The organism is Rhodoferax ferrireducens (genome assembly GCF_003347515.1).
Lineage (GTDB): Bacteria > Pseudomonadota > Gammaproteobacteria > Burkholderiales > Burkholderiaceae_C > Rhodoferax.
The window spans coordinates 22,471-40,927 of the sequence record NZ_QEII01000232.1 but is presented as its reverse complement, the minus strand read 5'-3'; the positions used below and the strand labels follow the sequence as shown (position 1 = coordinate 40,927).

The 18,457-nt window shown below is 63.1% G+C and carries 18 protein-coding genes; 15 read left to right on the top strand and 3 right to left on the bottom strand.

Annotated features, from left to right (window positions below):
- Nucleotides 1-365 precede the first annotated feature (365 nt).
- Nucleotides 366-1,298 (bottom strand): LysR family transcriptional regulator, encoded by a 933-nt coding sequence (locus tag C5P05_RS04600; protein ID WP_114968680.1) that lies wholly within the window; start codon nucleotides 1,296-1,298, stop codon nucleotides 366-368.
- Between the two features lie 116 nt (nucleotides 1,299-1,414).
- On the opposite strand from C5P05_RS04600, the gene C5P05_RS04595 reads away from it, so the two are divergent.
- From C5P05_RS04595 to C5P05_RS04540, 12 genes are all read left to right on the top strand, one after another.
- Complete coding sequence (locus tag C5P05_RS04595; protein ID WP_114968679.1) at nucleotides 1,415-2,377, top strand: Bug family tripartite tricarboxylate transporter substrate binding protein; 963 nt, start codon at nucleotides 1,415-1,417, stop codon at nucleotides 2,375-2,377.
- 7 nt (nucleotides 2,378-2,384) lie between these two features.
- Nucleotides 2,385-3,413: a 4-hydroxythreonine-4-phosphate dehydrogenase PdxA gene (locus C5P05_RS04590; RefSeq protein WP_114968678.1), complete on the top strand. Its 1,029-nt coding sequence runs from the start codon at nucleotides 2,385-2,387 to the stop codon at nucleotides 3,411-3,413.
- A gap of 15 nt (nucleotides 3,414-3,428) precedes the next feature.
- On the top strand, nucleotides 3,429-4,601 hold the full coding sequence (locus C5P05_RS04585; protein WP_114968677.1) for an L-rhamnonate dehydratase: 1,173 nt from the start codon (nucleotides 3,429-3,431) through the stop codon (nucleotides 4,599-4,601).
- A gap of 5 nt (nucleotides 4,602-4,606) precedes the next feature.
- Nucleotides 4,607-5,530: a dihydrodipicolinate synthase family protein gene (locus C5P05_RS04580; RefSeq protein ID WP_114968698.1), complete on the top strand. Its 924-nt coding sequence runs from the start codon at nucleotides 4,607-4,609 to the stop codon at nucleotides 5,528-5,530.
- A 47-nt stretch (nucleotides 5,531-5,577) separates the two neighbouring features.
- Nucleotides 5,578-6,561: a TRAP transporter substrate-binding protein gene (locus C5P05_RS04575; RefSeq protein ID WP_114968676.1), complete on the top strand. Its 984-nt coding sequence runs from the start codon at nucleotides 5,578-5,580 to the stop codon at nucleotides 6,559-6,561.
- A gap of 22 nt (nucleotides 6,562-6,583) precedes the next feature.
- The gene (locus tag C5P05_RS04570; protein ID WP_114968675.1) at nucleotides 6,584-7,087 is read left to right on the top strand and encodes a TRAP transporter small permease; all 504 of its coding nucleotides are present in this window, start codon (nucleotides 6,584-6,586) and stop codon (nucleotides 7,085-7,087) included.
- Between the two features lie 13 nt (nucleotides 7,088-7,100).
- Nucleotides 7,101-8,378: a TRAP transporter large permease subunit gene (locus C5P05_RS04565; RefSeq protein WP_114968674.1), complete on the top strand. Its 1,278-nt coding sequence runs from the start codon at nucleotides 7,101-7,103 to the stop codon at nucleotides 8,376-8,378.
- An 82-nt stretch (nucleotides 8,379-8,460) separates the two neighbouring features.
- Nucleotides 8,461-9,480 carry a DctP family TRAP transporter solute-binding subunit gene (locus C5P05_RS04560; protein ID WP_114968673.1) on the top strand — a complete coding sequence of 340 codons (1,020 nt, stop codon included), beginning with the start codon at nucleotides 8,461-8,463 and terminating at the stop codon, nucleotides 9,478-9,480.
- Nucleotides 9,481-9,483: 3 nt separating this feature from the next.
- A complete protein-coding gene (locus C5P05_RS04555; RefSeq protein WP_114968672.1) occupies nucleotides 9,484-10,431 on the top strand; it encodes a YncE family protein in 948 nt (315 codons plus the stop codon).
- On the top strand, nucleotides 10,431-11,369 hold the full coding sequence (locus C5P05_RS04550; RefSeq protein ID WP_114968671.1) for an amidohydrolase family protein: 939 nt from the start codon (nucleotides 10,431-10,433) through the stop codon (nucleotides 11,367-11,369). The genes C5P05_RS04555 and C5P05_RS04550 overlap by 1 nt, the downstream gene beginning before the upstream one ends.
- Complete coding sequence (locus tag C5P05_RS04545) at nucleotides 11,366-12,802, top strand: aldehyde dehydrogenase family protein (protein WP_114968670.1); 1,437 nt, start codon at nucleotides 11,366-11,368, stop codon at nucleotides 12,800-12,802. Before C5P05_RS04550 ends, C5P05_RS04545 begins: the two co-directional genes overlap by 4 nt.
- Before the next feature lie 66 nt (nucleotides 12,803-12,868).
- Nucleotides 12,869-13,351, top strand: a complete 483-nt coding sequence (locus tag C5P05_RS04540) for an acyl-CoA thioesterase (protein ID WP_114968669.1) — start codon at nucleotides 12,869-12,871, stop codon at nucleotides 13,349-13,351.
- A gap of 33 nt (nucleotides 13,352-13,384) precedes the next feature.
- Here C5P05_RS04540 and C5P05_RS04535 read toward each other — a convergent pair whose 3' ends face one another.
- Together C5P05_RS04535 and C5P05_RS04530 are read right to left on the bottom strand one after the other, a co-directional pair.
- On the bottom strand, nucleotides 13,385-14,005 hold the full coding sequence (locus C5P05_RS04535) for a MarC family protein (RefSeq protein ID WP_114968668.1): 621 nt from the start codon (nucleotides 14,003-14,005) through the stop codon (nucleotides 13,385-13,387).
- 83 nt (nucleotides 14,006-14,088) lie between these two features.
- Complete coding sequence (locus C5P05_RS04530) at nucleotides 14,089-14,991, bottom strand: LysR family transcriptional regulator (RefSeq protein ID WP_114968667.1); 903 nt, start codon at nucleotides 14,989-14,991, stop codon at nucleotides 14,089-14,091.
- A 108-nt stretch (nucleotides 14,992-15,099) separates the two neighbouring features.
- On the opposite strand from C5P05_RS04530, the gene C5P05_RS04525 reads away from it, so the two are divergent.
- From C5P05_RS04525 to C5P05_RS04515, 3 genes are all read left to right on the top strand, one after another.
- Nucleotides 15,100-16,290, top strand: coding sequence for an MFS transporter (locus C5P05_RS04525; RefSeq protein ID WP_114968666.1), 1,191 nt, complete (start codon nucleotides 15,100-15,102; stop codon nucleotides 16,288-16,290).
- Between the two features lie 79 nt (nucleotides 16,291-16,369).
- Nucleotides 16,370-17,596: an SGNH/GDSL hydrolase family protein gene (locus C5P05_RS04520; protein ID WP_114968697.1), complete on the top strand. Its 1,227-nt coding sequence runs from the start codon at nucleotides 16,370-16,372 to the stop codon at nucleotides 17,594-17,596.
- Nucleotides 17,597-17,635: 39 nt separating this feature from the next.
- Nucleotides 17,636-18,430 carry an SDR family NAD(P)-dependent oxidoreductase gene (locus C5P05_RS04515; RefSeq protein ID WP_114968665.1) on the top strand — a complete coding sequence of 265 codons (795 nt, stop codon included), beginning with the start codon at nucleotides 17,636-17,638 and terminating at the stop codon, nucleotides 18,428-18,430.
- Nucleotides 18,431-18,457 lie beyond the last annotated feature (27 nt).

The window sequence follows — 18,457 nt, the reverse complement described above, 5'->3', positions numbered from 1 at the left end:
CCGTAGCTTTCGGATGCTTGCAAGAACCTGAGCTTGGCCTCAATGTCGGGCATATGAAAGCGTGGCCTTGAAACAGACCCGCCAGCCTTTTCAGGGGCTGGCGGTTGTGGTGAGAACCCCGGGTCAGTTCGTCAGGTTGACACGTCTGGGGACGCTCTCATCCGTCATGGTGCCGAGCACCAAAACTTGGCTCAATTACTTGAACCCCCCAGCTCCGTACGCCTCCGGTTCGCTTTCGCAATCCTCACAACGTACGACTTCACTATAGCTTTCGGGCCACCGATTTCGTTGCGAATCCTCAATGAAAACGCAGGCCGTTGTTCATCGACGAGCTCCGCGTCATCAGCAGGATTGAGAGGCGTGAGTCAGCCGGCGTCACTGCCATGCAACAGGGCCAGAAACCGGGCCGTCGCCAGACTCTGGGGCCGGTCCCGGCGCACGATGCTGCCGTAGGCGGCGAGGGAATTCTGGATGGTGTACGGCAGGATGGTGAGCAGTTTGTGGCGCTGGTAGCGCGAGGCCACGGAGTCCGGAATCACCGCAATCATCTCGGACTGCGCAATCAGGTTGGTCGTTGTCAGGATCGAGGCTGTCTCGATCAGGCCTTTGGGGATGGGGGCGTTGTGCATGCCGAACTCCTTCTCCATCACGTCCCGCATCGGGCTGCCCGAGGGCTGCAATATCCAGGGGAATCGCAGCATGGCCTGGAACGGTACCGACCTGGTGCCCGTCAACGGATGCGTCTGCGACACGATCACCGCCAGCGCTTCGTCGGCGATCGGCCGAAAGTCGTAGTCCCGGGCCGGCAGGCCAATCGTGCGCCCGATCACCAGGTCAAGCGCGCCTTCCTGCAGCAACTTCACCAGGTGGTCGCTGGTGCCCACAACGATCTCGATGGACAGCAGCGGAAACAGCTTCTTGATTTCAATCAGCGCATGGGTCAGGTGGGAAGGGGAGGCCGCCATGATGCTGCCGATGAACAACTTGCCGGCGCTGCCCAGTTTGAGTTCCTGCAGTTCCCGGCTGAGGGCCTCCATGGTGCCGCGCATGCCCCGGAAGTAGCTGAGCACGCATTGCCCGGATGTGGTGATCTGCAGACCGCGACCGACTCGGTCAAACAACGGGTGTCCTATGGTGTCTTCCAGTTCGTGCAGCATTTTGGTGGCACCGGGCTGGGTCAGGCCCAGCGCCTCCGAGGCGCCGCGCAAGGTGCCGTGTTGTTCGATGGCCAGGAGCAGCGAAACCTGCCGCATGCGCAGGCGATTCAGCAGTTGAGGGATGGGATCGTTCGGGTTCATTGATAACCAAATGATATCAATACTTAGTAAACATTCAATTTACGTTGATCTATTTGACACCTAGTATCCAGCCCATAAGCCCACCCTCTCTCGGCGTGGGTACAACGGAGACAACGATGAAAACTCTGGCAATCGCAATTGTCCTGGGCTGGTCCGCCTTGGCTTCCGGCATGGCAAGTGCGCAGGAATGGCCCACCAAACCCGTGCGGATTTTGGTCGGCTCGTCCCCCGGCGGTGGCACCGACGCCATGGCCCGCGCCGTGGCCGATCGGCTCGGCCCGTTGCTGAAGCAGCCCGTGCTGGCGGAAAACCGCCCTGGCGCATCCAACACACTGGCCGCCGACCTGACCGCCAAGTCCACCGACGGTCATACCATGGTGATGGGCGTGTCCACCGCCCATGCGATTGCACCGCACCTGCTCAAACTCGGCTATGACAATAACAAGGACCTGGTGCCCGTGGTGTTTGTCGGCGCCGTGCCCAATGTGCTGGTGGTCAACAACGCGCTGCCGGTGGATTCCGTGCAGTCCCTGATCAAGCTGGCCAAGAGCCGTCCCGGCAAATTGAACTACGCCACCAGCGGCGCTGGCAGCACCCAGCACATTGCCGCCGAGTTGTTCAAGGACCAGGCCGGTGTTTTCATCACGCACATCCCTTACCGCGGCAGTGGACCCGCGCTGGTGGATTTGATCAGTGGCGAGGTGCAACTGAGTTTTGACACCATGCCCTCGGTGATTGGTCACATCAAGAACGGGCGCATGAAGCCACTGGCGGTGGCCAGCGCGAAGCGCAATCCGCAGCTGCCCAATGTGCCCACCATGGCCGAGGCCGGCCTGAAGGGTGTGGAGATGAGTGCCTGGTATGGCATTTACATGCCCGTGTCCACGCCGAAGGCCGTGCAGGAACGCGTGCACGCCGAGGTCAGCAAAGTGCTGGCCATGCCCGAAACCCAAGCCCGTCTGGGCGCCATCGGGGCCGATCTGACGCCCATGACGCAGGCCCAATTCGCGCAGTTTCACACCGATGAAAACAAGCGCTACGGCGACCTGATCGCCAAGAAAAACATCAAACTGGAATGAACAAACCATGAGTACCCAAAACATGCCCGTCGTGGCGCTGACCCTGGGCGATGCCGCAGGCATCGGCCCGGAGCTGATCGCCAAACTCTTGAGCCAGCCCCACATCACGACCGGCGCCAACATCGTGCTGGTGGGCGACCCCTGGCTCTGGCAAGAGGGCCAAAAAACGGCCGGGCTCACGGTGGCCACGCAAGCCGTGGCCAGCCTGGCCGAGGTGCGTGCGCGCCCTGACCAGACGCTGCCGGCTTTTCTGGCGGTGGACACGATTCGCCCGGAACAGGTGCAGCGCAGCCAGGCGCTGGCCGCGTGTGGCGCGTCGGTGTTGCAGGTGCTCAATCTGTGCATGGATGGTGCCAAGCGCGGCGAGGTCGATGCCATCTGCTTTGCGCCGCTGAACAAGCAGGCGATGAAGCTGGGTGGCCTCCAGCACGAAGACGAGTTGCACCACTTTGCCGAGTACCTGGGCGTCACCGGTTACTTTTGCGAGTTCAACACGCTGGGCGACTTGTGGACCTCGCGCGTGTCCTCGCACATTCCGCTCAAGGACGCGGCCGCCGTTCTGAGCCAGCAACGCATCGTGGAGGCGACCCGGCTGATCTACCTGTCCCTGCAGGCCAGCGGCACGGCGCAGCCCAAAGTCGCGGTGGCGGCCTTCAATCCGCACGGCGGCGACGGCGGCGTCTGCGGACGAGAAGAAATCGACATCATCGAGCCGGCGGTGCGCGAGCTGCGCGCCAGTGGCATCCCGGTTGATGGTCCGTTTCCTGCTGACACGATTTTCCTGAAGGCTGTTGACGGCCAGTACCAGGCCATCGTCACCATGTACCACGACCAGGGCCAGATCGCCATCAAGCTGCTTGGTTTCAGCAAGGGTGTCACGGTGCAGGGTGGCTTGCCGGTGCCCATCACCACGCCCGCGCATGGCACGGCGTTTGACATTGCCGGCCAGGGTGTGGCCGATGTGAACGCCACTCTCAACGCCTTCCGAATTGCGTGCCGCATGGGTGCGGCGCGTTTGCAAACCTCCAACTCCTAACTCCTGAACTTCAATATGAAAATCAAATCCGTACGCGCCCGCGTGTTCGAGTGGAAAGGCAAGACCGTTCCACCCCAAGGCAACTTCTGCTCCAACGCCATGGACTTGGTGTACTCCAAAACCGAATCCATGAGCACCTTCCGCTTCCACTCCTGGACGGTGGTGGAGATCGAAACCGATGACGGCATCATCGGCCTGGGCAATGTGGCGCTGGCACCGGCCATCGCCAAAGCCATCATCGACCAGTACCTCACGCCGCTGGTGCTGGGCCAGGACCCGTGGGACTACGAATACCTGTGGCAGCGCATGTACCGCGCCACGCACGCCTGGGGCCGCAAGGGTGTGACCATGGCCGCGATCTCGGCGATTGACCTGGCGATCTGGGACATCCTGGGCAAGTCGGTCAACAAGCCGGTGTTCAAGCTGCTGGGCGGGCGCACCAAGGAAAAAATTCCCTGCTACTACTCCAAGCTCTACCGCACCGACATCAAGGAAATGCAGCTCGAGGCCCAGAAGTTTCTCGACCAGGGCTTCACCGCGTTCAAGACCCGCTTCGGCTACGGCCCGGCGCACCTGCAAAAAGGCGTGGCTGAAAACCTGAAAGCGGTCGAAGCCATTCGCGAAGTCATTGGTTACGACAACGACCTGATGCTGGAGTGCTACATGGGCTGGAACCTGGAGTACGCCAAGCGCATGCTGCCCAAGCTGGAGAAGTTCGAGCCGCGCTGGCTCGAAGAGCCGGTGATTGCCGACGACATCGACGGCTACGCCGAACTGAACCAGCTCACCAGCATCCCGATCTCGGGCGGCGAGCATGAATTCAGCCTCTATGGCTTTAAACAGTTGCTGGACAAAAAAGCCGTGAGCGTGGTGCAGTACGACACCAACCGCGTCGGCGGCATCACGGCCGCGCACAAGATCAATGCGCTGTGCGAGGCCTACAGCGTGCCGGTGATTCCGCACGCCGGCCAGATGCACAACTACCACCTGACCATGAGCACGCTGGCCTCGCCCATGAGCGAGTACTTCCCGATGCACGACGTGGAAGTCGGCAACGAGCTGTTCTATTACATCTTCGATGGCGAGCCCGTGGCCGAGAACGGCTTTGTGCAGCTCGAGGACAACAAGCCGGGTCTGGGCCTGACGCTCAAGACCGAGTTCCTCGACCAGTTCAACATCATCGAGTGAAGACCATGGCTGCATTACGTCCCTACCGCGGCGTCTTCCCGGTCGTTCCCACCACCTTCACGGAGGCGGGTGCGCTGGACTTGCCGAGCCAGTTGCGCTGCGTCGATTTCATGATCGATGCCGGCTCCACCGGTCTGTGCATCCTGGCGAACTTTTCCGAGCAGTTTTTGCTGGCCGATGATGAACGCGAGGTGCTGACCCGAGCCATCCTGGAACATGTCAAGGGTCGCGTGCCGGTGATCGTCACCACCACGCACTTTGGCACGCAAGTCTGCGCCGAGCGCAGTCGCCGGGCGCAGGACATGGGCGCCGCCATGGTGATGGTGATGCCGCCCTACCACGGCGCCACCTTCCGCGTGCCCGAGCCGCTGATTTATGAGTTCTATGCCCGGATGTCGGATGGCTTGAACATTCCCATCATGGTGCAGGACGCGCCCGCCAGTGGCACGGTGCTGTCGGCGGCCTTCCTGGCGCGCATGGCGAAAGAAATCGAGCACGTCGCCTACTTCAAGATCGAAACGGCCGGCGCCGCCAGCAAGCTGCGCGAGCTCATCCGTTTGGGCGGCGACGCGATCGAAGGCCCGTGGGATGGCGAGGAAGCCATCACCCTGTTGCCCGACCTGGACGCCGGCGCCACCGGCGCCATGACCGGTGGCGCCTACCCCGATGGCATTCGCACCATCGTCGACGCCTACCTGGCCGGACGCCGTGAGGACGCGATTGCGGCCTACACCCAATGGCTGCCGCTCATCAATTACGAGAACCGCCAGGGTGGCATCCTGACGGCCAAAGCCCTGATGAAAGAGGGTGGCGTCATCGCCTGCGAAGCGCCGCGTCACCCCTTTCCAACCCTGCACCCCGAGGTGCGAAAAGGCTTGATCGAGACAGCCCGGCGACTCGACCCGCTGGTGCTGCGTTGGAACAAGTAGTTCGTTCATTGCAACTTAAATAATTTTTATTCCTAGGAGACAAAACCATGAAACACCGCAACTTCCTCAAACTCGCACTGTCCACCGCCTTGCTCGTTGCCGGCTTGAGCGCTAACGCGCAGGTCACCAAAATCCGCTTCGCCCATGCCGGGCCGGAAGCGACATCGCAGCACCAGGCCGCGCTCGAATTCGCCAAGCTGGTCAAGGAGCGCAGCGGCGGCAAACTCGAAGTGCAGGTTTTTCCCGGCAGTCAGCTCGGCAATGATTCCACCGTGATTGGCGCGGTGCGCGGCGGCACCATCGAAATGATGATGGCCGGCAGCGGCAACTTTGCCGGCCTGGTGCCGCGCCTGGACGTGCTGGACATCCCCTTCCTGTTCCGCGACCAGCCCCATGCCTACAAAACCGTGGACGGCGATATCGGCCAGTCGCTGATGAAAGGGCTGGAGACCGGCGGCCTGAAACAACTGGCCTTCTGGGAAGTCGGCTTTCGCTCCATCACCACCAAGAACCGCGCCGTGCGCACACCGGCGGATGTGAAGGGCCTGAAGATCCGCACCACGCCGAATCCGACCCACGTTCAAGCCTGGAAACTGCTGGGCACGAATCCGGTTCCGATGCCCTTGGGCGAGTTGTACCAGGCGCTTGAAGCCGGCGCGGTGGATGCGCAGGAGCACCCGATTGACATCACCTACGCCTCCAAGTTCTACGAGGTGCAAAAACACCTCACCATGACGCGCCATGCCTTCACGGCGATGCCGGTGGTGTTCAACAAGCAGAAGTTCGACGCGCTCTCGCCCGAGCTGCAAAAGGTGCTCCTGTCCGCGGCATCCGACGGCAAGCTGCTGCAGCGCAACCTGAACCAGAAAAATGAAGCGCACATCATTGCCGAACTCAAGAAGAACGGCATGCAGGTCATCGAAACCTTTGACCCGGCGCCTTTCAAGACCCTGGTGAATGATGACTTGCGCAAATCCTTCATCGCCAAGAACGGGCCTGAGCTGCTGACGGCTGTGGACGCCATCAAGTAAGAAGTTCGCGCGGTCCAAGCACATGAAATCCAATCCTGTTTCACGTGCTGTCGACTGGCTGCTCATCGCGCTCCTGGGCGTGATGATCGTGCTGGTCTTCGGCAACGTGGTCCTGCGCTATCTCTTCAACTCCGGCATTACCTTTTCCGAGGAAGTGTCCCGCTTCGTCTTCATGTGGCTGACCCTGATCGGGGCGCTGCTGGTGATGAAGGACAACGCCCACCTGGGGATGTCGAGCGTAGTCGCCCGGCTGGGCGAAAAGGGGCAGCGCCTGTGCCGCTTCCTGGCCGACCTGATCGCCATGCTGTGCTGCGGCTTGCTGGCGCATGGCACGTGGAAGCAGGTGGTGCTGGGCATGGACGACCGCTCGCCGGTGGCGGGACTTCCGCTGGGGCTGGTCTACTCGTGCCTGTTGATCAGCAGCGTGGGCATGGCCGGTGTGTTGGCCTACTCGCTGTGGCGCCAGCTCACGGGGCGCATGCCGCGCGAAGAGTTGGTGCCGAACGCCGGCAGCGAAGTCGATTAAACAAAGAGCCATCATGACGATTACTATTTTTATGCTCTCCCTGCTGGGGTTCATGGCACTGGGCATGCCGATTGCCTTTGCCTTGTTATCCTGCGGCGTGGCCCTGATGGTGCACATGGACAGCTTCGACACGCAGATTCTTGCGCAGAACCTACTCGAAGGCGTCAACAACTACCCGCTGATGGCGGTGCCGTTTTTCATGCTGGCGGGCGAGCTGATGAATGCGGGCGGTCTGTCGGGCCGCATCGTGCGGGTGGCTGAAGCCATGGTCGGCCATGTTCGCGGTGGCCTGGGCTATGCGGCCATCATTACCGCATTGATCATCGCCAGCATTTCCGGCTCTGCGGTGGCCGACACGGCGGCGGTCGCGGCCATGATGATGCCGATGATGCGCAAGGCCGGCTACAACGTGGCCCGCTCGGCCGGGCTGATCGCCGCCGGCGGCATCATCGCGCCCATTATTCCGCCTTCGATTGCCTTCGTGGTGTTTGGCGTCGCGGCGCAAGTCTCGGTCACCAAGCTGTTTTTGGCGGGCATATTCCCCGGGCTGATGATGGGCATGGCGCTGGGACTGACCTGGTGGATGATCGCCAAAAAAGAAGCCCCCGTCATCACGCAAAAGTTCGAGCTTGAGCGCTTGCTGAAGGCGCTGCTGGACGGCGTCTGGGCGCTGATTCTGCCGATCGTGATCATCGGCGGCATGAAGTTCGGCGTGTTCACGCCGACCGAAGCAGCCGTGGTTTCGGTGATGTATTCGCTGGTGGTCGGCCTGTTCATCTACCGCGGCCTGCGTCTGCCGGATTTGCCCGCGCTGATGCTGGCCGCCGCCAAGACCTCCAGCACCATCATGTTTTTGGTGGCGACCGCCATGGTGTCGGCCTACCTCATCACGATTGCCAGCATTCCGGCGCAAGTGGCCGACCTGTTGCAACCGTTCATGGACAACAAGATCTTGCTGATGTTCGTGATGATGCTCGTGGTCATCGTCGTCGGCACTGCTTTGGACCTGATGCCCACGGTGCTGATCCTCACGCCCATCATGATGCCCATCGTCAAGCAGGCGGGCATCGACCCGGTTTACTTTGGCGTGATGTTCATTATGAACAACGCCATCGGCTTGCTGACACCGCCGGTAGGCACCGTGCTCAATGTCGCCGCCGGCGTGGCCAAGACCAGCCTGGACAGTGTGATAAGGGGGGTCTGGCCGTTTTTGCTAGCGCAAACCATCCTGTTGTTCCTGTTTGTGCTATTCCCGCAGCTGGTCATGGTGCCCGCGGGCTGGTTCCGGTAAATCCGGCGGCTTCGCCCGGCCTTGTACACCGCATCAGGTCGGCCAGAAGGCAAGCACAGCAAAACAAGCAACGAGGTCACAGATGAAACATCTTTACGAACTCATCATGGGCATAACCCTGGTCACAAGCCTTGTTGTCAGCCATGCCCAGACGACCAGCAAACCGGCAGCCGTCGCCTCAACCGTGGTGCTGCGCCTGTCACATGTCGGCTCGACCACCTCCAGCCAGCACCTGGCGGCTCTGAGAATGGCCGAAACCGCAAGCGAACTGAGCCAGGGCACATTGCGCATCGACGTTTTTCCCAACAGCGAGCTGGGCAATGACGCCAAGTCGATTGCCGACGTCAAGGCCGGCACGCTGGACATGACCATGGCCGGCAGCGGTAACTTTGTGTCACTGGCGCCCCGGCTGGCCGAAATTGACTTGCCCTACTCTTTCCAAACACCGAAGGAGGCCTGGCATGAGCTCGACTCCCCCTATTTCGGCAGACCGCTGCTCAATGAGACTTTGGCGGCCGGCATCCGGGGCCTGTCGTTCTGGGAGGTAGGTTTTCGCATCATCACCAGCAATAAGGGTTTCGTCAAAACCCCGGCAGACTTCAAGGGCCTGCGCCTGCGTGTGGGCAACGCCACACAGGCCGAATATTTCAGGGCACTGGGCGCACACACCATCAGCATGCCGCTAGGCGAGTTGTATGAGGCCATCAAGGCTGACAAACTGGATGCACAGGACCACCCGCTGTCGATTACCTACAGCGAAAAACTGTACGAGGTACAGAAATACGTGACCATCACCCGGCACGCCTACACCGCCCTGATGGTGGCCATCAACGCCAAACGATTTAACGCGCTATCGCCCGCCCACCAGAAAGCCCTGCTGGACGCAGCAGTCGCTGGCCGGGACTTCCAGCGCAGCATGAACGCCAAGACCGAAGCAAGCATGATTGCCGATCTGCGCAGCAAGCGCATGGAGGTGTTTGAAAATATCGAATCACGGCCCTTCCGCGTGCTGGCCATCACCCAAAGCTCACGCTATTTCTCCAACCGCCTCTCAGGCCCGACCAAACCAGTCAACCCCACCACAGCCACTGTTACCCGATAAAAAATGAGCACACCCAAAGAAACATTACTCCTGGTGCAAAAATGCGCCCACACCTTCAGCTTTTACGATCTGGCCAGCGGCCAGACGGAAAAGCACATCGTGCTGCCCAATTTTCCGCATGAGTTCACGGTCGATCCGGTGCGGCGTCGGGCCTATGTGGGACATTACGGCATCGAGACCGCCAGCCACCTGGGCGATGTCGGCGGCCACTCGGTGTTCGTGATCGACCTGGACCGTCGCGAGCATGTGGCCACGCTCAACCTCTGGCCGTTTTACCGCCCGCATGGGCTGACGGTGGACGCCGAGGGCCGCCTGTTCGTCATGTCCGAGGCGCACAACACCTTGCTGCGTTTCTCGGACCCGGTGAACCGCCATGTGCCGGACCTGGCCGTGGCCTCGGGTGGCTACAAGACCCATTTGTTCGCGTTGACCCGGGACGCGCAGACTGCGTATGCGCTCAACCTGCTGTCCAACACCGTCACCAAGATCAAGCCTAACGACCCGACCTTCACGCCGGTGGCGATGATGCCGGGGCCGGTGCCCGAGGGCAATGTCTTGTCCGCCGACGAGTCGCTGCTGTACGTGGCCAATCGTGGCGACGACACCATCGTGGCGGTGGACACCGCGACCATGCGGGTGGTGGCGCGCGGCAAGACCCGGCGAGACCCGAACCGGGTCTACCGCTTTCGCGGCGCGCAGGGGCAGGACTTGCTGTTGACCACCAATTCCGGCGAGCAGTCGATCTCCATTTTTGGTACCGACCTGGAGGAGCAGCGTTACTTCGCGCTGCCGAGCAATCCGCTGGCGCTGTCCTTTCACCCGGTGGACCGCGCGGTCTACATCTCGTTCCAGGACGAGACCGTGCGCCGCCTCAACCTCGATAGCTTCGAGTTCGAGCAGACCATCAAGACCTTGCGCGAACCCGACTCGTCCTACGTCTGGCAGCATTGATGGATGCGATGCCGATCGTCGATGCCCACCACCACTTGTGGGATTTGTCGAAAGGTCACTACCCCTGGCTGCAGGAGGACTACGACCCGCAGGCGTTCTTCCTGGGCGACTACCAGCCCTTGTGCCGCAACTTCCTGCCCTCGGATTACCGCGCGGCCAGCCACGGCTGCCGCGTCGTGGCCACGGTGCATGTGGAGGCCGAGCGCGACCGCAGCGAGCAAGTGGCCGAGACCGCCTGGCTGCACCAGATGCAGGCGCGGCACGGCATCCCCAACGCGGTGGTGGCGCATGCCTGGCTGGACCGCCCCGAAACCGGCGAGCGCTTGCTGGAGCACCTGCGCTACCCGCTGGTACGGGGCATTCGCAGCAAGCCGGTGACGGCGGCGTCGCCGACCGAGTCGGTGCGCGGCCAGCGCGGCACGATGCAGGATGAGACCTGGCTGCGCGGCCTGTCCCTCTTGCCCAAACTGGGCTTGAGCTGGGATCTGCGTGTGCCCTATTGGCATCTGGCCGAAGCGGCGGAGGTGGCGGCGCAGTTTCCCAAGTTGCCGATTGTTCTCAACCACCACGGTTTTGCCTGGGACCGCAGCGAGGACGGCCTGAAGCGCTGGCGCGACGCCATGGCGGTGCTGGCACGCCAGCCCAATGTGCACGTGAAACTGTCCGAATTCGGCCTACGCGACCAGCCTTGGGACGGGCAGGCCAACGCCCGCATCGTGCGCGACACGTTGGCCATCTTCGGCTGGCAGCGCTGCCTATTCGCCAGCAACTTCCCCGTCGCGGGCTTGCGCATCGGCTACCCGGAACTGGTCGACAGCCTGCTGCGCATGCTCGATGGCTTGAGCCCGGCGCAACAGCGCGCGGTGATGTGCGACAACGCCCTGCGCTTCTACCGCATTGACATTCCCGACACTTCAATCAAACCTTTGAATTCATGAACACTTTCAACAACCTCATCAACGGCGAATGGATCGCCGGCAACAGCCAAAGCCCCAACCACAACCCGAGCAACCTGGCCGACATCGTTGGCCACTACACCCAGGCCGATGCCGCTCAGCTCGACCTCGCCGTGCAGGCCGCGCAGGCGGCGTTCCCCGCCTGGCGTAACGGCAGCATCCAGGCCCGGTCCGATGCCCTGGACAAAATCGGCAGCGAGATCCTGGCCCGCAAGGAAGAACTCGGCACCTTGCTGGCGCGCGAGGAAGGCAAGACCCAACCCGAAGGCATGGGCGAAGTCACCCGCGCCGGCCAGATTTTCAAGTTCTTCGCCGGCGAGTGCCTGCGGCTGGCGGGTGAAACCCTGCCCTCGGTGCGCCCGAATATCGGGGTGGAAATTACCCGTGAACCGGTCGGCGTGGTCGGCTTGATCACGCCCTGGAACTTCCCGATCGCGATTCCGGCCTGGAAGATTGCACCGGCGCTGGCCTTTGGCAACTGCGTGGTGCTGAAACCGGCCGATCTGGTGCCCGGCAGCGCCTGGGCCCTGGCCGAGATCATCAGCCGCTCCGGCATTCCGGCCGGCGTGTTCAATCTGGTGATGGGGCCGGGCCGGGTGACTGGCGAGGCGCTGGTCAACCATCCCGGTGTCGATGCCATCAGCTTCACCGGCTCGGTCGGCGTGGGCCGCCGCATTGCCCAGACCTGCGCACAAAACCTCAAGAAGGTGCAGCTTGAGATGGGCGGCAAGAATCCGCAAGTCATCCTGGACGACGCGGACCTGGCGCAGGCGGTGGAGCTGAGCGTGCAAAGCTGTTTCTACGCCACCGGCCAACGCTGCACCGCGTCGAGCCGCCTGATCGTGACGGATCGTATCTACCCCGAGTTCATCGCCGCCATGCAGCGCCGCATGGCCGCCATTCAGGTCGGCGACGCTTGCCAGGCCGGCATCGACATCGGCCCGGTGGTGTCGCAGGCGCAGCTGGAGCAAGACCTCTCCTACGTGGAGATAGGCCAGGCCGAAGGCGCCAGCCTGCTCATCGGCGGCGAGCGGCTCAGCCGCGCCACGGACGGCTATTTCATGGCGCCTGCGCTGTTCGTGGACAGCACGCCCGCGATGCGCATCAACCGGGAAGAGATATTTGGTCCGGTGGCCAGTGTGATTCGCGTGAAGGACTACGAGCAAGCCCTGGCGGTGGCAAACGACACACCCTTTGGCTTGTCCGCCGGCATTGCCACCACCTCGCTAAAATACGCCACGCATTTCAAACGCCATGCGCAGGCCGGCATGGTGATGGTGAACTTGCCCACCGCCGGTGTTGACTACCATGTGCCATTTGGCGGCCGCAAGGGTTCGAGTTACGGCCCGCGCGAGCAGGGTCGGTACGCGGCCGAGTTTTACACGATGGTCAAAACGGCATACACCCTGGCCTGAAGAAATTTTGTCCTGACCGAGAACCGAGACTGCAAGCGGTTCTTCTCTTTTCATGAGGTCTTTTTGATGAATCTGCCAGCGCACCAACTTTCGATGACGGTCTTGATGACCCCCGACACGGCTAATTTTTCAGGCAATGTGCACGGCGGCACCATCCTCAAGCTGCTCGACCAAGTCGCCTATGCCTGCGCGAGCCGCTATGCGGGGCGCTACGTGGTGACGTTGACCGTTGACCAGGTCATGTTCCGGCAGCCCATTCATGTGGGCGAGCTGGTGACCTTTCTCGCGTCGGTGAACCACACCGGCACGTCGTCGATGGAGATCGGCATCAAGGTGATTGCCGAGGACATACGCTCCCGCGTGGTGCGTCACGTCAACAGCTGCTTCTTCACGATGGTGGCGGTGGACGAGGACAGAAAACCCGTGCCGGTGCTGCCTTTGCAGCCGGACACCGTCGATGAGCATCGGCGTCACGCCGCTGCCGAAGTCCGCAAGCAGATGCGACGTGAGATGGAGCAGCGCTTTGCGGAGAACCGTACCCGGCCCTAGCAGTCATGCGTCTGGTGGCCGCCAGGCGGACGTTTACTTCCCCAGAATCGGGAACAGTTTGATCAACCCATCCGACATCACCTCGACCGCCAGCGCCGCCAGAATCAGTCCCATCAGCCGGGTCATGACGTTGATGCCGGTTTTACCCAGGCCACGCGCGATCGGCTGGGCCAGGGAAAAACACAGGGCGGTGACCAGGGCGATGACCACGCCGTAGGCGACCAGGGTGCCCAGCTGCCAGACGGTATTGGCCTTTTCGGCATAAATCACCACCGTCGACATGGTGGCCGGGCCGGTCAGCAGGGGAATGGTGAGCGGCACGACTGCAATGCTGGCGCGGGCCGATGCCTCATGCAATTCTTCCTCGTTGGATTTGGCCTCCGCCGGCTGGGCGTTGAGCATGGCCAGCGCCGAGGTCAGCAGCAGCATGCCGCCGCCGACCTGAAAACTGGCCAGCGAGATGCCGAAAAACTCCAGGATGTGCAAACCCATCACGGCGCAGGTGGCGATCACGACAAAGGCGCTGAACGAGGAAATCCAGATCGTGCGCCGGCGCTGGGCGCTGCTGAAATCCTGCGTGTAGTGAATAAAAAACGGCACGATGGCCAGCGGGTTGACGATGGCCAGCAAGGTGACGAGGGGTTTGAAATCCATGGAAATTTTCTCGGTAAGTTCGTCAGGCAGCAGTTAAGAGGCTGCCACAGCGGGAGCGCAATTGTCCGGCATTCGCCGTGTGTTCAAAGACGGACTTTCTCCACCAGAAAGTCGAGCAGGGCGCGCACGCGCGACGGCAGGTAGCCGCCTTGTCCGAGGAAGACCGCATGGACTTTCTCGGCATCGCCCGGATTGCAGTCTTCCAGCACGGTCTTGAGGCGTCCGGCCGCCAGGTCGTCTTTGACCTGAAACGCCGCCAGCCGCGCCAGCCCGAGCCCGGCCAGCACCAGGCGCCGCAGGGCTTCGCCATCGCTGACCTGGGCATTGCCGTTGGTCGCCACGTAAAGGGTGTGGCCGTTCTCAAGCAGCGGCCAGCCCTCCATGGCCCGCGCATAGTTGAAGCCCAGCCGGTTGTGCAAGGCCAAGTCGGAGGCCTGGCTGGGCACGCCGTGGCGCGCCAGGTAGGCGGGCGCCGCCACGATGAGCATGCGTGTTTCGCCCAGCTTGCGTGCCAGCAGCGTCGAACTCTTCAGCGGGCCGGCGCGCACCGCCACGTCCGTGCGCAATCCGAGCAGGTCGATCACCTCGTCGGTCAGCACGATGTCGAGCGTGATGTCGGGATGCCGGGCCAGGAACTCGGGCACCAGCGGCAGCAGGATGTGTTCGCCAAACGCCACGTTGGCGTTCACGCTCAGACGGCCCCGCGGCGCATCGTTGGTGGCGGCGCCGCGCTCCGCTTCTTCCAGGTCGGCCAGCACCTTGACGCTGCGCTCGTAAAACACACAGCCCTCGGGGGTGAGCTGAACCTGCCGGGTCGAACGATTGAGCAGCCGTACCGCCAGCCGGCTCTCGAGCCGGCCGACCAGCTTGCTGACTGCCGACGGCGTCATGCCGAAGGCGCGCGCGGCGGCGGAGAAGCCGCCGAGCTCGACCACGCGGACAAAGACCTCCATTTCGCCCGATCGATTGACTTCCAGACGCGCCATATTGAAGTGAACTCACAAGTGTTGTGCCACTGGCCAGTCTATCGCATTAATTGTTTTGAATTCACAATCAATTTACCAATCGTATTTGAATTCACAGGAGATGGACACATGCCAATTGCGCTTTACGCTCTCACCGCCGGTGCCTTCGGCATCGGGGTCACCGAGTTTGTCATCATGGGCTTGCTGCTGGAGGTGGGCGCCGAGTTTGGCGTCTCGATCCAGGCGGCCGGCTGGCTGATCTCCGGCTACGCGCTGGGGGTCGTCGTCGGGGCTCCGCTGCTGACGGCGATGACCGGGCGCTGGTCGCGCAAGTCGGTGCTGCTGGGCCTGATGGTGATCTTCACACTGGGCAACGCCGCCTGCGCCCTGGCGCCTGGCTATGGTCTCCTGATGGCGGCCCGGGTGCTGACCGCGTTGGCCCACGGCACCTTCTTCGGCGTCGGCTCCGTAGTCGCCACCGGCCTGGTGGCGCCGCACAAGCGTGCCTCCGCCATTGCCCTGATGTTCACCGGCCTGACGGTGGCCAACATCCTGGGCGTGCCCTTTGGCACTTGGCTGGGCCAGGCGTTTGGCTGGCGCACCACCTTCTGGGCGGTGGCCGGCATCGGCCTGGTCGCGCTCGTCGTCATCGGCTACTTTGTACCGCGCGACCCGACGGCACCGCAAGCCGCTGACTGGCGTGCCGATCTGGCCGCCATGGCGCGCCGCCCGGTGCTGCTCGGCCTGCTGACGACCGTGCTGGGTTATGCCGGTGTCTTCGCGGTCTTCACCTATATCGCCCCCTTGTTGACGCAGCGGGTTGGCTTTGAGGCGGCGGCGGTGTCGCCGATCCTGCTGGTGTTTGGAGGGGGTCTGGTCGGGGGCAATCTGCTGGGCGGCCGGCTGGCCGATCGCCATCTGGTGCCGACCGTGCTCGGCAGCCTGATCGTGCTGGCGGCTGTGCTCGGGCTGATGACGTTGGCGCTGCACAGCCGGGTGTTGGCCGTCATCTTTGTCGGCCTGCTGGGCGCCGCCGCCTTCGCCACCGTGGCACCGCTGCAGATGTGGGTGCTGGACAAGGCGCAGGGCGCGGGCCAGAGCCTGGCCTCGAGTTTCAACATTGCCGCTTTCAACCTGGGCAATGCCCTTGGCGCCTGGCTGGGCGGCATCGTCATCGCGTATGGCCCCGGTCTCGGCGCCATCACCTGGGTGGCGGCGCTGCTGCCGCTTGGGGCTTTCGCTGTGGCCTTGCTGGCCCTCCGGCTGGAACCGGGGCCGCGCCATCCTGGTCAGGGCCAAGTGCTCGCTGAAACCAATTAACCAAAGAAAAGGAATCCTTATGACAAGCAAGCCTGTTACCCGCTCCGTTGATCACCGCCTGGCCTGGCGCCATCGCTTCATGGCCGTCGCGCTGGCGGCCTCGCTGGCCGTGCCGGCAGGTGTGAACGCGGCCGAGGCCAGCGCCTGGATCGGTTCCTGGGCCGCCAGCCCGCAACCGACCTGGGGGCCGGACTTCGCCTTCCCCACCAACATCCCGGCCACGCTGCAGAACCAGACCCTGCGCCAAGTCGCCCGCATCAGCCTGGGCGGCCAGCGCATCCGCATCGTCTTCTCCAACGAGTACGGCAAGCAGCCGCTGCGCATCGGCGCGGCGCATGTCGCGCTGGCCGGCACAGGGTCGGCCACCAAGCCCGGCACGGATCGGCCGATCACCTTCGGCGGCAAAACTTCGGCCATCGTGCCGCCGGGCGCGCCGCTGGTCAGCGATCCGGTCGATCTGGCGGTCACGCCCCTGGCCAGCGTGGCGGTCAGCCTTTTCCTGCCGGACCAGACACAGGCCAGCACCTTCCATTGGGATGGTCGCCAGACCGCTTACCTGGTGCCGGGCAATCAGGTTGCGGCCCCGCGCCTCCAGACCGACAACAGCACCGGCGCCCGCATCTTCCTGAGCGGCATCCAGGTTGAAACCCCAACCCCTGCCAAGACCGTGGTGGTGCTCGGCGACTCGACCACCGACGGCAACGGTGCAACCGTCGACGCCAATACGCGCTGGCCCGACTTCCTGGCGGCCCGCCTGGCGCCTAAAAACGTGGCGGTGCTCAACGCCGGCATCTCGGGTGCCCGCCTGCTCGGCGACCGTATGGGAGTCAATGCATTGGCGCGCTTTGACCGGGACGTGTTGAGTCAGCCTCGGGTCAAGAGCGTCGTGGTCCTCCTGGGCATCAACGACATCAGCTGGCCCGGCACGGCGTTCGACCCACAAGGCATCCGGCCGTCGGCCGACGCGCTGATTGCCGGTTATCGCCAGCTGATCGCGCGTGCGCATAGCCGTGGCGTGCAGGTCGTCGGCGCCACGCTGACGCCGTTCGAGGGCGCCTTGGCCGGCACGCCGCTGGACAATTATTACCATGCCGACAAGGACCGGCTGCGCCAGCAAATCAACGCCTGGATACGCCGCAGCGGTGAATTCGATACAGTGATCGACTTCGACGCGCTGGCCAGAGACCCGGCGCATCCGGCCCGGCTGAAGCCTGAATTCGACTCGGGCGACCACCTGCATCCCGGGGATCGCGGCAACCAGGCGATGGCCGACGCCGTCGATCTGGACGCACTTTTCGCGCGCTGAACGCGCACCTCTCATCGTCATCAAAAAAGGACCTTCCTCATGAAAATCGATCTCTCCGGCAAGACCGCCATCGTCACCGGCTCCACCGCCGGCATTGGTTACGCCATCGCCAAAGGCCTGGCGCAGGCCGGCGCCGCGGTGGTGCTGAATGGCCGCGCAGAGGCCGCCGTCGACGCTGCGCTGGCCAAGCTGCGTTTGGAGGTAGCCGACGCGAAGCTCCGCGGCGTAGCCGCCGACGTCGGCTCGGCCGCGGGCTGCGCGGCCTTGCTGGCGGCTGAGCCCTCGGCCGACATCCTGGTCAATAACGTCGGCGTTTACGGGCCGCAGGACTTCTTCGAGATTCCGGACGCCGAATGGACGCGCTTTTTCGAAGTCAATGTCATGTCGGGGGTGCGGCTGTCACGCGCTTATCTGCCCGGCATGGTGCAGCGTCAGTGGGGTCGTGTCCTGTTTCTGTCCTCGGAGTCGGCGCTGAACATTCCGGCCGACATGATCCACTACGGTTTCACCAAGACCGCCGTGCTATCGATTTCACGCGGCCTGGCCAAGCGTGTTGCCGGCACCGGTGTCACCGTCAACGCCATCCTGCCCGGCCCGACCTTGTCGGATGGCCTCGAAGCCATGCTGAAGGACGAGCAGCAGGCCTCGGGCCTGTCCATGGAAGACACGGCGGCGGCCTTTGTGATGAAGCACCGCCCCAGCTCCCTCATTCAGCGCGCGGCGACGGTGGAAGAGGTGGCCAATATGGTCGTCTACGCCGCCTCGCCACAGGCCTCGGCCACCACTGGCGCGGCCCTGCGGGTCGATGGGGGTGTGGTCGAAACGATTGCCTGAGCGTGACTGCGTCCGTGTCGCCAGAAA

What these genes read in the sequence shown, in the direction of transcription:
- C5P05_RS04520 (WP_114968697.1), top strand. Translation starts at nt 16,370, where the DNA reads ATGGCCGTCGCGCTGGCGGCCTCGCTGGCCGTGCCGGCAGGTGTGAAC.
- C5P05_RS04590 (WP_114968678.1), top strand. Translation starts at nt 2,385, where the DNA reads ATGAGTACCCAAAACATGCCCGTCGTGGCGCTGACCCTGGGCGATGCC.
- C5P05_RS04585 (WP_114968677.1), top strand. Translation starts at nt 3,429, where the DNA reads ATGAAAATCAAATCCGTACGCGCCCGCGTGTTCGAGTGGAAAGGCAAG.
- C5P05_RS04570 (WP_114968675.1), top strand. Translation starts at nt 6,584, where the DNA reads ATGAAATCCAATCCTGTTTCACGTGCTGTCGACTGGCTGCTCATCGCG.
- C5P05_RS04550 (WP_114968671.1), top strand. Translation starts at nt 10,431, where the DNA reads ATGGATGCGATGCCGATCGTCGATGCCCACCACCACTTGTGGGATTTG.
- C5P05_RS04595 (WP_114968679.1), top strand. Translation starts at nt 1,415, where the DNA reads ATGAAAACTCTGGCAATCGCAATTGTCCTGGGCTGGTCCGCCTTGGCT.
- C5P05_RS04530 (WP_114968667.1), bottom strand. Translation starts at nt 14,991, where the DNA reads ATGGCGCGTCTGGAAGTCAATCGATCGGGCGAAATGGAGGTCTTTGTC.
- C5P05_RS04540 (WP_114968669.1), top strand. Translation starts at nt 12,869, where the DNA reads ATGAATCTGCCAGCGCACCAACTTTCGATGACGGTCTTGATGACCCCC.
- C5P05_RS04575 (WP_114968676.1), top strand. Translation starts at nt 5,578, where the DNA reads ATGAAACACCGCAACTTCCTCAAACTCGCACTGTCCACCGCCTTGCTC.
- C5P05_RS04525 (WP_114968666.1), top strand. Translation starts at nt 15,100, where the DNA reads ATGCCAATTGCGCTTTACGCTCTCACCGCCGGTGCCTTCGGCATCGGG.
- C5P05_RS04565 (WP_114968674.1), top strand. Translation starts at nt 7,101, where the DNA reads ATGACGATTACTATTTTTATGCTCTCCCTGCTGGGGTTCATGGCACTG.
- C5P05_RS04515 (WP_114968665.1), top strand. Translation starts at nt 17,636, where the DNA reads ATGAAAATCGATCTCTCCGGCAAGACCGCCATCGTCACCGGCTCCACC.
- C5P05_RS04560 (WP_114968673.1), top strand. Translation starts at nt 8,461, where the DNA reads ATGAAACATCTTTACGAACTCATCATGGGCATAACCCTGGTCACAAGC.
- C5P05_RS04555 (WP_114968672.1), top strand. Translation starts at nt 9,484, where the DNA reads ATGAGCACACCCAAAGAAACATTACTCCTGGTGCAAAAATGCGCCCAC.
- C5P05_RS04580 (WP_114968698.1), top strand. Translation starts at nt 4,607, where the DNA reads ATGGCTGCATTACGTCCCTACCGCGGCGTCTTCCCGGTCGTTCCCACC.
- C5P05_RS04535 (WP_114968668.1), bottom strand. Translation starts at nt 14,005, where the DNA reads ATGGATTTCAAACCCCTCGTCACCTTGCTGGCCATCGTCAACCCGCTG.
- C5P05_RS04600 (WP_114968680.1), bottom strand. Translation starts at nt 1,298, where the DNA reads ATGAACCCGAACGATCCCATCCCTCAACTGCTGAATCGCCTGCGCATG.
- C5P05_RS04545 (WP_114968670.1), top strand. Translation starts at nt 11,366, where the DNA reads ATGAACACTTTCAACAACCTCATCAACGGCGAATGGATCGCCGGCAAC.